Source organism: Halomonas sp. BC2, assembly GCF_002078115.1.
Classification (GTDB): domain Bacteria; phylum Pseudomonadota; class Gammaproteobacteria; order Pseudomonadales; family Halomonadaceae; genus Vreelandella; species Vreelandella stevensii.
This window is the reverse complement of sequence record NZ_LFGT01000029.1, coordinates 48423-62289: the sequence shown is the minus strand read 5'-3', so window position 1 is coordinate 62289 and position 13867 is coordinate 48423. Positions and strand designations below refer to the sequence as shown.

Sequence of the window (13867 nt, the reverse complement as noted above, 5' to 3'; positions counted from 1 at the left end):
CTTTCGAGCTGTGTGACCAGCAGGGACAGGACATCGCTGCCCAGCCGTGCAGGTGTCAACCAGTAGCGACGCGCGACGTGTTTGTCTGTTTCCGGGTCCTGGATATCGCCTACCCACGCCAGCAGCGGGTGGCCCGAGGCTGTTTGCACCTCTACATAGGCGTTACACAACTGCATTCGCTGGCCGCGAAAACGGATTGAGACGCTATGGGTCAGCGTGCTCTCTTGAAACAGGCCTTTCAGGGTGTAGCGCTCGCCCTGACAGTTTACGCGCTGACTGGCGTGTACCGCGCTGACCCAGGTCAAACGTTGGCCATGCAACCAGGCAAGTACGTCAGGCTCCGGCAGAGCGGGGAGAAGATGCACCGCCATATTCTCTCCGCACTCCGCCAGGCGCGGCAGCCAGCCGGCTGGCTGACGATGCTGAAGGCGGGTCAGTGCCAACCAGCGGCCTTGCTCATCCAGCCGAATGTCCGGCATCGTCCAATCACAGCCACGTCCCTGGCGGCGCGGCGACCAGGCCAGCCCCATGGCAGCGCTATTGGCCTCCGCTCCTGCCAGCAGCTCATCCAGCCGCTGATCCTGAACGACGCCGGGCAGTGCCCCGATATCCCAGGCGGCTTCCAACAGATGAAAATCCACCACCCGCTTACGCAGCCGAGACAATACCGACGAGAGCCGACGCCCCTGCCCCAGCACATCCCGCGACCAGCGTGGCAAGCTGATGGGCGCCGGTGATTCGGCGTGGCGCGCAGCGCGGGGCTGTGCAGCCAACGCCTGATCGATCAGCGCCCGAGCGTCGGCCACGGCCATGTCTTCGGGTACCTGCTGACCATAAGAGCCAAACAGGACGCGCATGCCGTGGCGCATGACGATATCCAGCGCCGGAGCCAGCCGCCCGGCTTCGTCCTGCTTGGTGATGATGCAGTCATCCAACGTAACCCCCGCCGCTCTGGCTGCCTGACGGTAGCGCAGCACGACCTCCTCCAGCGTTTCGGGCTGGCTGGCAGCGTTCAACATCAGCACCAGACGCACGGTGGATTGGCCACCTTGCAGGTGAGCGATCTGTTCGATCACCCGCTGGTCGCGCTGACTCATGCCTACGGTATCGACAATCACCCACTGCTTGCCCTGCAGGCGCCCTACCAGCTCGTCGATGGGCTGCTCGACATCCAGCGCATACATGGGAGTATCCAGCAGTCGCGCGTAGATGCGCAGCTGCTCGTGAGCACCAATCCGGAAGCTGTCGGTGGTCACCAGCGCCACCGGGCGTGTGCCGTGGCGCATCACAAAACGAGCCGCCAGCTTGGCCGTCGTGGTCGTCTTGCCAACCCCGGTAGGGCCTACCAGGGCCACAATGCCGGTCTGGTCGAAAAATGCGTCTTCCTGACGGAGCACGCTCAGCCGCGCCATGAGCTGACCACGCAACCAGGTCATCAAGGTCTCGCTGGAGGCCGGTAACGCTGCCAGCTCGTCGGGCAGTGCCTCGACCACTTCCTGACTCAGCTCGTTGCTGAAGCCGACGCGCAGCATCACCTGCTGCAAATGCTCTGACGCGCTATCCGCCCCTGGCGCAGGGTCGGGTTGTCGTCGCGCCAGCAGCTCGCGCATCTCTTGCATTTCACGCAGCAGGCGCTCGCTCATGGCTTCCAACGGGTCTGGCTGTTGGGGCAACGAAAACACCGGCGCAGCGGGTTCCTGCTGCGTGGCCGGACTGGGGGCAGGATCGAACTGATCGACGGCATCGTCTGCCATGGCGAGGATTTCGACTCCCCCTTCGGTGCGCCGATTGGCCACGATCAGGGCGTCATCGCCGAGTACTTCTCGCACCTGGCGCATGACATCGCGGCTGTTGGCTCCGACAAAACGTCTAACGCTCATGCTTCACCTGTTACCTGTGTACGAAAGACGGCTAACCATCAGGAGCGGCATCAGCGACCACCCACCAGCGTGGTCACACGCAGCGTGCGGTCGTCAGGAATTTCTGCCTGAGACATGACCACCAGGTGGCGCATGCGACGGCGCAGAAAACGCGAGAGCACGGCACGCAGCGAGTGCTGCACCACCAGCACCGGTGCCTCTCCGCTGCCTTCATGACGCTCCAACGCTTGCTGGGCTTGATTCATGAGGGTATCCGCAAGGCCTGGCTCCATGGCACCGTTGCCATTCATGGCCTGCAGCAACACTTGCTCCAGTTGAGCATCCAGCCCCATGACGTTCAGTGTCTCCTGCCCGGCAAACCACTGCTGGGTAATCGCGCGGCCCAGCGCGATACGCACCAGTGCCGTGAGTTCATTGGGATCCTTTTGCTGGCCAGCATGCTCGGCCAGGGTATCCAGCACGCTACGCATATCGCGAATCGAGACATCCTCATCCAGCAGGTTCTGCAAGATACGCTGCAATACCGTCAACGAGATAGCCTTGGGCACCACTTCTTCGACCAGTGACTTTTGATCGTCCCCCAGCTTGTCCAATAGCTTTTGAACTTCCTGACGACCCAGCATCTCTGGAGAGTGGCGATGCAGCAGATGGTTGAGGTGCGTGGCAATCACCGTACTGGCATCTACCACCGTGTAACCATACACCTGCGCGTGCTCACGCTGGTTGCTGTCGATCCAGACCGCTGGTAAACCAAACGCCGGATCCTGTGTCGGCGTACCCTGCAGTTCCCCCGACACCTGGCCGGGATCAATGGCCAGCCACTTGCCCGGCTGAGCCTCGGCACGCCCGATTTCGGCGCCTTTCATGGATAATACGTAGGTGTTAGGCGGTAGCTCCAGGTTGTCGCGAATATGCACCACCGGCGGCAGAAAGCCCACCTCTTGAGCAAATTTCTTGCGCACGCTCTTGATGCGCCCCAGCAGCTCGCCCTTCTGGCGCGAATCCACCAGCGGAATCAAACGGTGCCCCACTTCCAGCCCAAGCGTATCCACGAGCTGGACATCCTCCCAACTCGCCTCAGGGGTTTCCTGCAGCATGGGGGGTGGTGCAGCAGTCAGCTCCTGCTCGACCAGCGCCTGATTCTTGTGACGAATCAGGTACCAGGCCAGCCCGGACAACAGTGCAGTGAACAGCAGAAAAACAAAGTTGGGCATACCCGGCACGAGGCCCAGCAAGCCCATCACCATGGCCGCCAGAATCATCACCTGCGGATTCACGAACAGCTGGCTGATCATCTGCTGACCAACGTCCTGCTCGGTATTCACCCGAGAGACGGTCACGCCCGCCGCCGTGGAGATCACCAGCGCCGGAATCTGGGCCACCAGACCGTCACCGATGGTCAACAGCGTATAGGTGCGCGCGGCATCGCCGAACCCCATATTGTGCTGCATCATGCCAATCAGCAGACCACCAATGATGTTGACCACCATGATGACTAGCCCGGCTACCGCATCGCCACGCACGAACTTGCTGGCACCGTCCATGGAACCGTAAAAGTCGGCTTCCTGGGCTACTTCTGCGCGACGCTTCTTGGCATCCTCTTCGCCAATCAAACCGGCGTTCAAATCGGCATCGATGGCCATCTGTTTACCAGGCATGGCATCCAGCACAAAGCGGGCACCGACTTCGGCAATACGCCCGGCCCCTTTGGTGATGACCATGAAGTTGATGATCACCAGAATCAAGAACACTACCAAGCCAACGGCAAAGTTCCCCCCGACAAGGAAGGTGCCAAACGCCTCGATAACCTTGCCCGCAGCATCCCCCCCCTGGTGCCCTTCCATCAGCACCACGCGTGTGGAGGCAACGTTGAGCGAGAGCCGCAGCAGCGTGGTAAACAGCAGGACGGCAGGAAACGCGGCAAAATCCAGTGGCCGTTCGGCAAACATGCTGACCAGCAGCACCATGATCGCCAGAGCAATATTGAAGGTGAAGAGCATGTCGAGTGCGAACGGCGGCAGGGGCAGAATCATCATGCCCAGGATCATCAGGATCAGCAGCGGTCCTGCCAGCAGTTTCATACTCACATCGTTGGACCAGTTACGCTGATTGATTAGCTGGCTCAAACTTTTCATGGCTGCGCCTCATTGCCATCGGCACGACGGCCGGGCGTATCCATTTCCGGTGGCACCGGCAGATTATCGGGGTGGGGGGCACCTCGCCTCCTTGTTGTGAAACGTGCTTGAGACGGTAGGCCCAGGCCATGACTTCGGCCACGGCGGTATACAGCTCGGTCGGCACTTCCGCCTCCAGATCTACATGATGATACAGGGCGCGCGCCAGCGGTGCTGCTTCCAGTCGCGGCACACCGGCCTCTGCACCGATCTCACGGATTTTCGCGGCCACGGCATCGGCACCCTTGGCCACCAGTTTGGGCGCACCCATTTTCCCTTCCTGATACATCAAGGCCACCGCGTAATGGGTCGGGTTGGTGATGATCACGTCCGCCTCGGGGACTTTACTCATCATGCGCCCACGCGCCATGGCCTGCTGCTGTTGGCGAATGCGCCCTTTGACGTGGGGGTCGCCTTCCGAGTCCTTGTGCTCTCGCTTGACCTCTTCCTTGGTCATCCTGAGCTGCTTGGCGTTGTTCCATAGTTGAAAAGGTACATCAATCAGGATCACCACGATCAAGGAGAACACGATTAGGCCAGCGGCCAGGGCAGCCATATTGAGCGCCGTGGTCAAGGCTTGCTGAACAGGTTGATCCATCAACCCCAAATACCTGCCAATATTAAAATACAAAAAGCTGAACGCAACGCTACCCACCAGAATGGATTTGGCTATCGCCTTGGCAAGCTCGGTCAACGACTGCATCGAAAACAGGCGCTTGATCCCTTTTACAGGGTTCAGCTTGGAGAATTTTGGCTTCATCGACTTGGCGGATATGAGCCACCCGCCCAGTAACGCGGGGGCCATCAATGCAATCACCGCGAGCAGTAAAAAAAGCGGCAACATCGTGAAGAGCGTTCGCTGGCCCAGGTCGAGCGCATTGACCAGCATGGGGGTGGTTTCCATGGCTTGGCGCCGCTCGAACAGAAATGCTTGCTCCATGACAGCCCCCAGCTGGTCATAGAGCATTTGTCCCATGCTCCAGAGGCCAACCACGCCTCCCAGAAGAATCATGAAAGTCGTCAGCTCTCGGGACCGAGGAACCTGCCCCTCTTCACGGGCCTTGTCCCGCCGTCGGGGCGTCGCCTCTTCGGTCTTTTCCTGATCGCTGTCGTTATCTGCCATGCGGTCATCCGGCTAACGAGGGGACGATGACTCAAAATGCGCCATACGATGCACTCAGCCGCCCCAAAGGACGGCTGAGCAGTTTGCCATTTTGCCAGATGCGGCTACTTACAATATATCAATAACCCGGCATTAAAAGCCCAATTCATCCAATAAGTCGTCTACCTGGTCCTGGCCCGTGACGATATCCGTGGCATTCTCTTTTACTTGAGGGCCATTCAGCAGCTCCTCATTGCGGCGTGCATTTTCGTTCTTCCACTGATCGTTCGCCTTACGCTGCATGGTTTCGCGCGCTTCTGCCCCCGGGACGTTATCGATCAGCACCTGCACCAGCTGGTGCTCGATTTCACGGATCACGTCCATCATCTTCTTGATGACCTGGCCCGTCAGATCCTGGAAGTCCTGGGCCATCATGATGTCCAGCAGTTCCTTATTGGTGGCAGCGGTGATTTCGGGCACATCGCTCAGGTACGTGCGCGTCTCCTTGACCAGCGCCTTGGCATCATCCAGCTCTTTGGGCGCCTCGAACCACTCGGCCCAACGCTTGTCCAGGGCTTCGGCACGCTCGGAGAGCTGATCCTGCAGCGGCTGGGCACGATCAATGGCATTCAAGGCCCTGTCTGCCGCTTGCTCGGTCATGGTGGCCACGTAGTGTAGACGGTCACGAGCGTCAGGTATTGCCTCTGCGGCCTTTTCGATCTCCTTATCCAACCCCAACTCACGCATGTTGTCACGCAGCATGCGGGTGAGCTTGCCAATCCGGACGATCAGGTCCTCAGCAGCCTCCTCAGAGAGTTTGGTAGCACCACCCTGCTCATTCTGGCTCATTATGTTGTCTCCTCGTTGACCGAGCACCAAAGCCCAGCTGCGTCATTTACCCATCTTCTCGAAGATTTTATTCAGCTTCTCTTCCAGAGTGGCCGCAGTGAACGGCTTGACCACGTAACCATTGGCACCGGCCTGGGCTGCCGCAATGATGTTCTCTTTTTTGGCTTCGGCCGTCACCATTAGCACCGGCAAGTCTTTCAACGCTTCATCCTGGCGGATTTCCTTGAGCATCTCCAGGCCGTCGAGGTTGGGCATGTTCCAGTCGGAAACGACAAACTCAAAATTGCCTGCCCGCAGCTTGTTGAGGGCGTCCTGGCCATCTTCCGCTTCGTCCACATTCGTAAAACCCAGCTCTTTCAGCAGGCTACGCACAATTCGGCGCATCGTGGGGAAATCATCTACTACCAGGAAGCTCATGTTCTTATCGGCCATTGGTCATCCTCTCACATCACAATATTTACAGGGGGACTGGTGTTTTCAGTCAGGGTTAAAACTCTTCCCACTCATCGTGGTGCTGTTGAGCAGCAACACGACGAGCTGGCGGGTTGGCGGCGGCCTTGGGCAGCGCCGACGTTGCCACGGACGCTGGCGCGTGAGTGCGCTCAGCCCGCGCATTGAGCACCTGAAAGACCGCAACGGCCTCTTCAAGGCGATTGGCCTGCTCCTCCAGCGAGGCTGCCGCTGCGGACGCCTGCTGAACGAGCGCGGCATTTTGTTGAGTCACTTGATCCATCTGGCCAACGGCCTGACTGACCTGCTCGATGCCATCACTCTGCTCTTGCGAGGCCGCCGATATCTCATCCATGATATCCGTGACACGCCGCACTGCCGTGACCACTTCCGTCATGGTCTGCCCTGCCTGCTCGACCAGCGAGGAGCCTTGCTGAATCTGGCTGACCGAGGCCTCGATGAGGGACTTGATCTCCTTGGCGGCGTCCGCACTGCGGCTGGCCAGATTACGTACTTCGCCAGCCACCACCGCGAAACCACGCCCCTGCTCACCCGCCCGCGCAGCTTCCACGGAAGCGTTCAACGCCAATATGTTGGTCTGGAAAGCAATCGAGTCGATCACACTGGTAATATCAGCCACTTTTTGCGAGCTGGTCGAAATACCGTGCATGGTTTGTACCACTTGTGCGACGACTTGCCCTCCCTGCTCGGCGGTAGTGGATGCATCTGCTGCCAACGTGCTTGCCTGGCGAGCATTATCGGCATTCTGCTTCACGGTGGCCGTCATCTGTTCCATGCTGGCCGCAGTTTGCTCGATGGAGGCGGCCTGCTGCTCGGTGCGGGAGGACAGGTCTGCGTTGCCGCTGGCAATTTCTCGAGTGCCGTGATGGATTGCCTGACTGCCCTCACGCACCCTCGACACGGTGGCACTCAAGTTCTGCTGCATGGTGGCCATGGCAGCGAACAGTCGACCTATCTCGTTCTTGCCCGCCTGGGGGAGCGGCTGGGTCAAATCGGCTTCGGCAATGCGACCAAGGCGCGCAGCGGCATCGCCCAGCGGCCTGATCACCGTACGGCGCAGACCAAGGTAGATGGCCAGTGTGACCAGCAGCGCGAGACCAACGGCCGCGATACTGATCATGGTAAAGAGACTGCCTTGCGCCCGGGCTTCTTCGCGAATAGTGCCCACGCGGCCAAAAGCGTGCTCTGTAAACGCCGTGGTATTGGCAGCCAACTCGTCCAAGGGCTCGATCAACTCGCCGCGCAGGTGGTTGAAGGTAGAGATGTCCATGGTGTCGAAGCTGGCATGCTGCTCCTTGACCAACGCCAATACCCGCATGAAACTTTCATCCACCGCCCCCCCTAGCAACTCGCCCTCAGTGCTACGCGGTGTGGCCATGAAGTTCGTATAACGACGCTCGGCACGCTCCAGACGATTGGCAGCGATATCCACCTGCTCATTGGATTGACGGGTCTGCCCCACCATCAGCAGGTTCGAAGCGGTTTCCAGCGCCAGCATGGCCTGGTTGAGCAGCGAGTCAGCGCGATTCAGCTCATTGAGCTGCTGATTGCCGATAAGATCCAGCGTGGCCAAATTGCTCTGTGCACTGCGGTCCGAGGCAATGCTCAAACCGGCAATCAGTAGAATCAAGCCCACAAAGCAGACTAGCGCGAAAATGACGGCCAGATGAATACTAAGGTTGCGCAGTAAACGTGTCATTGTTATGAATTTCCTTGGATCGTTTGTCTTGTCTCTAAGGCCCTAGACGCGCTGAGCGCGTCCTGAGGCGGCTACCAGCGCCATCATTTTCGATGGAATCTCGTCCAGCGGCAGCACTTCCACTGCGCCGCCCACGGCAATGGCCTCCCGAGGCATGCCGAACACCACACAGGTCTCTTCGTTCTGGGCAATGGTCGGGGCACCTGCCTGACGCATTTCCAGAAGCCCGGCAGCTCCGTCCTTGCCCATGCCGGTCAGGATCACACCGACCGCGTTTTTCCCTGCATGCTTGGCTGCGGAGTGGAACAAGACATCGACCGACGGGCGATGACGGTTCACCGGCGGGCCATCATTGAGCCGCGCCACATAGTTGGCGCCGCTGCGTACCAACTCCAGATGCTGGTCACCAGGGGCGATATAGGCATGGCCTGGCAGCACGCGCTCACCATCGGTGGCTTCCTTGACAGTGATGCGACACAGCCTGTCCAACCGCTCGGCAAACGAGCGGGTGAAACCGCCGGGCATGTGCTGAGTGATCAGAATCGCAGGCGCGTTGGCTGGCAACGGCTCCAGCACGGCGCGAATCGCTTCGGTGCCCCCCGTCGATGCGCCAATGATGATCAGTTTCTCACTGGAGATCATCGGCGCCTTGAGCTGGCTGGGAGGGGGGGTGTTCTTGTTACGCGCCTGGCGCGGACGAGAGCGTGCCGCCGCGCGCAATTTCTCAGCGATTTCGTTGGCGTACTCCATCATGCCGCTACGAATGCCCAGGCTTGGCTTGGCCACAAAGTCCAGCGCACCCAGCTCCAGTGCCCGCAAGGTGATTTCGGAACCGCTTTGCGTCAATGAGGAAACCATCAGCACCGGCATAGGCCGCAAACGCATCAGCCGCTCGAGAAAATCCAGGCCGTCCATGCGCGGCATCTCGACATCCAGCGTCAAGACATCCGGGTTATGCTGTTTGATAAGGTCACGGGCCGCGATGGGGTCGGGCGCCACCGCGACCACTTCCATATCAGGCTGCGAGTTGATGATTTCGGTCAACAGGTCACGAATCAGCGCCGAGTCATCGACGCACAACACTCTGATCTTGGCTGCGCTCAAAGCACGCCTCCTTTAACAGTCGCCATTTCGGCATTACTCCTGTGGGCCGTGGCCGCATCAGCAGCGTCACACACAACGATCATCGTTTGGCAAGGGTATAGACGGTTTGTCCACGCAGCTTGAAAGCATCGTTGATGTAAGAGAAGTTTTCCGAGTGCCCAGCAAAGAGCAGGCCATCGGGCTTCATCAGTGGTGCAAACCGCTTGAGTATTTTCGCTTGTGTATCTTTATCGAAATAAATCATGATATTACGACAAAAAATGGCATCAAAGGGACCTTTGACAGGCCACTGCGGCGCCAGCAGGTTGAGCGGCATGAACTCTACCAGCGCAGACACTTCTGGCCGTACCCGCGCCAGCCCGATGTGGTTACCCGTGCCTTTCTGGAAAAATCGCTTCACGCGTGCTTCATCCAGCTTGCGTACCTGCTCCTGGGGATAAATACCGCGGCGCGCTTTGGCCAAGGCATCGGTGTCGATATCGGTGGCAATCACTTTGGCCTGTGACGCGCGGGCTCCCAGACTCTCCAGCAGCGTCATCGCAATCGAGTAGGGTTCTTCCCCCGTCGATGCTGCTGAGCACCAGATAGTGACCGGCTCCTGCTTGTGCTTGATATGCTCTGCCAACAGCGGAAAGTGGTGCGACTCTCGGAAAAAAGCCGTGAGGTTGGTGGTCAGCGCATTGGTGAACGCCTCCCACTCCTTGGCATCGGGTTGCCGCTCCAGCCGCGAAAGGTAGTCGGTAAAACGCGTCATGCCATGGTGCCGCAGCCGCTTGGCCAAGCGGCTATACACCATTTCGCGTTTGTGCTCTGCCAGCACGATTCCAGCACGCTGATAAATCAGTTCACGGATGCGTGTGAAATCCGCATCGGTGAGCACCAGATCACGCTCCATCTGTCCGCTGGTTGCCCACTGTCCAGCGTCGACTCCCCGTTCGCGTTGGTCTGTCAAAATGTTTCCCACTCCTCTACAGAAGCCATTGGCCGTTTCTTGACCGGCACAGGCGGTGTGGCGCTGCGAGGTTGCGCAGTCACCTTCGGCAGCGCGGCTGCCTGCGACTGCTCACGTTGCGGCGGCACCTGACGATGGCCTGACAAGCGAAAGGCCTCGACCGATAACGCAAGAAGCTCGGCCTGCTGCTCCAGGGCCAGCGCTGCTTGTGCCGTTTCCTGAACACGCAGTGCATTCTGCTGCGTCGCCTGGTCCATTTCGGCCACCGCCTGATTGACCTCGGCGATACCGCTGCTCTGTTCTTGGGAGGCTGCCGAAATGTCGTGCATGATTTGCGTGACGCTACGGGCAGCCTCAGCCACTTCGCTGATCGCGACTTCGGCCCTTTCAACCAGGCCCGCCCCTTCGCCCACTTGCTGACTCGAGTCATCAATCAGGCCGCGAATTTCCTGAGCCGCATCGGAACTACGTCCCGCCAGCTTGCGTACCTCTTCGGCCACGACGGCAAACCCACGCCCATGCTCTCCCGCTCGTGCGGCTTCGACTGACGCATTGAGGGCCAGAATGTTGGTCTGGAAGGCAATGGAGTCAATGACGTTGATGATGTCGGTCATCTTCTGCGAACTTTGCGTGATTCGCTGCATGTTATCGACCAACTGCGTCATCAACTCACCCGTTTGTGACACCCTTGTTGCATTATTATCGGCCAGACGTCGTGCTTCTTGAGCGTTATCACTGTTTTGACGAACGGTAGTGGTCATTTCCTCCATGCTGGACGCCGTCTGTTGCAGCGATGCCGCCTGCTGCTCGGTACGTGATGAAAGCGCCTCGTTACCGCTGGCAATATCCTTGGCCGCTGGCGTGACGACATCAATGCCTGTCTTGACCTCGCCAATGATGCTGCTCAAGCTCTTGCGCATGGTGTCGAGAGCATCCATGAGCTGGCCTATTTCATCACGCCGTCTGGGCGGTACTCTGGCGGCAAGATTGCCGCCGGCAATCTGCAAGGTAAACCGCGAGGCTTGCTTCAGCGGTCGTGTAATGGAGCGCAGCGTCAGCAGGCTGATCACGATCAACAGTGCCAAGCCGGTGGCTAGCACACCGACCTGAGCGCTCAGCATGACGGTTTGTCCCCGCTCGGCCTCGGAGGCCATCACTTCCGCGGTTGCCTGCTTTTGGGCAATCAGTTCATTGACCAGGGAAGAGAGCGCCCGGCCATCCTCGTTCATGACACGGATCACGGCGTCCAGACCAGTAAACGCCTGGTAGGTCTCTTCCGCTTGCAGCACATTGACCGCCTGCCGCATGCCATTATCCAGAAAGGCCTGCAGCTGTTCATCGAACTGGCTGGCCAGTGGCGTGGCATTCACCTCACGGCTGTAATAGGCCTGCCACACATCCGCCACCTGGGCAGCACTGGCTGCCACGGTATCCCCCATGTCGAAACGCTGGGTGATGAGCTGCATACGCTCGGGCTCGATCATCGACTGGCGCGTCTGAGCGATGGTCTGATCGATCTGTTGCAGCCGAATGACATCACGCAGGCCGTCGTTGTTCAGGCCCTCCAGGCGCTCACCCGCCACGTTCAAACCGTATAGCCCCAATCCACCGCTGGCGATCAGCAGGAGAGCCGCAATGCACACCATTCCTATCAGCTTGGCGCGAATGGTATCCAGACGCATACGTCTGACTCTGGCAACGAGCCCACGCTGGCGAACACGCCCTTTATCCAGATAAAGACGCTTGTTGCGCCCTTCTCGAATGTCGCTGTAGTGCTGCTCCGCTTGTTGAATGGCTTCACGCGTTGCCTGCACACGCACCGAGGTGTAGCCCACCACCTGATCGTTTTCCACGATCGGCGTAACGCTGGCATCTACCCAGTAATGGTCGCCACTCTTGCACCGGTTCTTGACCAGCCCCCGCCAGGTATCGCCACGCTTCAGGGTACTCCACAGGTTTCCGAAGGCGGCGGCGGGCATATCAGGGTGGCGGATCAGGTTGTGAGGCGCGCCCATCAGTTCATCATGACGGTAGCCACTAATCTCGATAAAGGCCGGATTAGCGTAGGTAATACGCCCCTTGAGATCGGTGCGAGAAACGAGGAAGTCGTCCTGGCTCAACTCGACTTCGCGCTGAGTGACTGGCTGGTTGTTACGCATCTTACTGCCTTATTGTTAATTTTAGGCGCTTGGCGCTGGTTCAGGGCATTGGCTGTGCAGAAACTGGTTGTGCTTAAAACGCTTCCCACTCTTCCTGGGACGCCTTCCTTGTCAGTGCTGGGGCGGCCAACGCAGAGGCAGAAGGACGCTTCATCGGCTGAGACAGCACAGGCGCGGTAGATGGGGGAGCTGCCCCTTCCGCCACACGAAAGCGCTCCACCGCTTCACGTAACCTTGCTGCTTCGCTTTCCAGCTCGTTGGCGCTGCGTGCCGCTTGCTGCACCAGCTGAGCGTTCTGCTGAACGACTTGATCCATCTGGGCAACCGCCTGGTTCACTTGCCCGATGCCGTTGCTTTGCTCTTCAGAAGCTGCCGCAATCTCATCCATGATGTCACTGACCCGCTGTACCGCGGTGACCAGATCCTGCATGGTCTGGCCCGCCTGATTGACGCGCTGGGTGCCCGTATCCACTTTACCCAATGACGTATCGATCAGTGTGCGAATCTCTTTGGCTGCGTTGGCACTGCGGCTGGCCAGGCTGCGCACCTCCTGGGCCACGACGGCAAACCCCTTGCCATGTTCACCTGCCCGCGCGGCTTCTACCGAGGCATTGAGCGCGAGAATATTGGTCTGAAAAGCGATGTTATCGATCACCGTAATGATGTCCGCCACCTGGTGCGAGCTGGCGCTGATATCCTGCATGGTCTCGACGATTTGCCCCACTTCTTCCCCGCTACGCCGCGCGGTCAGGGTCGCATCGCCCGCCAGTTGACTCGCCTGGCGGGCATTGTCGGCATTATGGCTGACGGTGGAGGCGAGCTGCTCCATGCTGGAAGCCGTCTCCTCAAGGGAAGAGGCTTGCTGCTCGGTACGCGAGGAGAGGTCATTATTACCATTGGCAATGTGCTGGGAGCGCTCGAAGATGGTGGTTCCACTACGCCGAACGACCCCCACCGTTTCCGAAAGCGCTGCCTGCATGTGCGCCATGGCGCTGTAGAGCTTGCCGATTTCACTCTTGCCTGGCGAGGTGATCTGCTGATTCAAATCGCCCTGAGCCATGCGTTCGAAGTAGCCCACCAGGCGATCCAGTGGACGCAAAACGTTGACCGTGACGCCCCACAATACGATGACAACAGTGGCAATCGTCATTAACACGATGGCAATGAGCGCCCAGCGGATACGCTCGGCAAAGGCCGTAAATGCCTGCTGCTGCGCCTGGGCGTCCGCCGTTGCCTGAACCAGCGTAGCGCCATGATGAAGCGCGTAAAGGCCAATACCACAGGCCAGCACGACCAGCAGTGAAAAGGTGGCCAACACCAACCCCCAACTAAGACGCACCGTCATATTACTCATCAGTTGACGCACTAGCTGTGTCACACGCATTACTCCAAACGCCACCATACCGGCGAGTGCTGTCCCTGGCGCCAAGGCGGGTTAGCTGGAACAAAACGGGCACGCTCCCTGTGCCCATCTCGA

The 13867-nt window shown here is 59.2% G+C and carries 9 protein-coding genes and 1 pseudogene; all 10 read right to left on the bottom strand.

What is annotated here, in order from left to right; all coding sequences use genetic code 11:
• Window positions 1–1880: flagellar biosynthesis protein FlhF (gene flhF, locus B7L71_RS16405; RefSeq protein WP_081139207.1), on the bottom strand; the 1880-nt coding region annotated here is incomplete at its 3' end.
• Between the two features lie 50 nt (window positions 1881–1930).
• Window positions 1931–4015 carry a flagellar biosynthesis protein FlhA gene (gene flhA / locus B7L71_RS16400; RefSeq protein ID WP_016915728.1) on the bottom strand — a complete coding sequence of 695 codons (2085 nt, stop codon included), beginning with the start codon at window positions 4013–4015 and terminating at the stop codon, window positions 1931–1933.
• Window positions 4012–5177 (bottom strand): annotated as a pseudogene (gene flhB, locus B7L71_RS16395) (flagellar biosynthesis protein FlhB). The gene flhA and the pseudogene flhB overlap by 4 nt, the downstream one beginning before the upstream one ends.
• A 132-nt stretch (window positions 5178–5309) precedes the next feature.
• On the bottom strand, window positions 5310–6005 hold the full coding sequence (gene cheZ, locus B7L71_RS16390) for a protein phosphatase CheZ (RefSeq protein ID WP_081139206.1): 696 nt from the start codon (window positions 6003–6005) through the stop codon (window positions 5310–5312).
• Window positions 6006–6047: 42 nt separating this feature from the next.
• Window positions 6048–6437, bottom strand: coding sequence for a chemotaxis response regulator CheY (cheY, locus tag B7L71_RS16385; RefSeq protein ID WP_016915725.1), 390 nt, complete (start codon window positions 6435–6437; stop codon window positions 6048–6050).
• Between the two features lie 55 nt (window positions 6438–6492).
• Window positions 6493–8175 carry a methyl-accepting chemotaxis protein gene (locus B7L71_RS16380; RefSeq protein WP_081139204.1) on the bottom strand — a complete coding sequence of 561 codons (1683 nt, stop codon included), beginning with the start codon at window positions 8173–8175 and terminating at the stop codon, window positions 6493–6495.
• A gap of 42 nt (window positions 8176–8217) precedes the next feature.
• Window positions 8218–9279, bottom strand: a complete 1062-nt coding sequence (locus B7L71_RS16375; protein WP_039180800.1) for a protein-glutamate methylesterase/protein-glutamine glutaminase — start codon at window positions 9277–9279, stop codon at window positions 8218–8220.
• 79 nt (window positions 9280–9358) lie between these two features.
• Window positions 9359–10231 (bottom strand): CheR family methyltransferase, encoded by an 873-nt coding sequence (locus B7L71_RS16370; RefSeq protein WP_081139202.1) that lies wholly within the window; start codon window positions 10229–10231, stop codon window positions 9359–9361.
• Complete coding sequence (locus tag B7L71_RS16365; protein ID WP_081139201.1) at window positions 10228–12390, bottom strand: methyl-accepting chemotaxis protein; 2163 nt, start codon at window positions 12388–12390, stop codon at window positions 10228–10230. Before B7L71_RS16365 ends, B7L71_RS16370 begins: the two co-directional genes overlap by 4 nt.
• Before the next feature lie 73 nt (window positions 12391–12463).
• Window positions 12464–13774 (bottom strand): methyl-accepting chemotaxis protein, encoded by a 1311-nt coding sequence (locus B7L71_RS16360; RefSeq protein WP_100730904.1) that lies wholly within the window; start codon window positions 13772–13774, stop codon window positions 12464–12466.
• Window positions 13775–13867 lie beyond the last annotated feature (93 nt).

What these genes read in the sequence shown, in the direction of transcription:
- flhA (WP_016915728.1), bottom strand. Translation starts at nt 4,015, where the DNA reads ATGAAAAGTTTGAGCCAGCTAATCAATCAGCGTAACTGGTCCAACGAT.
- cheZ (WP_081139206.1), bottom strand. Translation starts at nt 6,005, where the DNA reads ATGAGCCAGAATGAGCAGGGTGGTGCTACCAAACTCTCTGAGGAGGCT.
- cheY (WP_016915725.1), bottom strand. Translation starts at nt 6,437, where the DNA reads ATGGCCGATAAGAACATGAGCTTCCTGGTAGTAGATGATTTCCCCACG.
- B7L71_RS16380 (WP_081139204.1), bottom strand. Translation starts at nt 8,175, where the DNA reads ATGACACGTTTACTGCGCAACCTTAGTATTCATCTGGCCGTCATTTTC.
- B7L71_RS16365 (WP_081139201.1), bottom strand. Translation starts at nt 12,390, where the DNA reads ATGCGTAACAACCAGCCAGTCACTCAGCGCGAAGTCGAGTTGAGCCAG.
- B7L71_RS16360 (WP_100730904.1), bottom strand. Translation starts at nt 13,774, where the DNA reads ATGCGTGTGACACAGCTAGTGCGTCAACTGATGAGTAATATGACGGTG.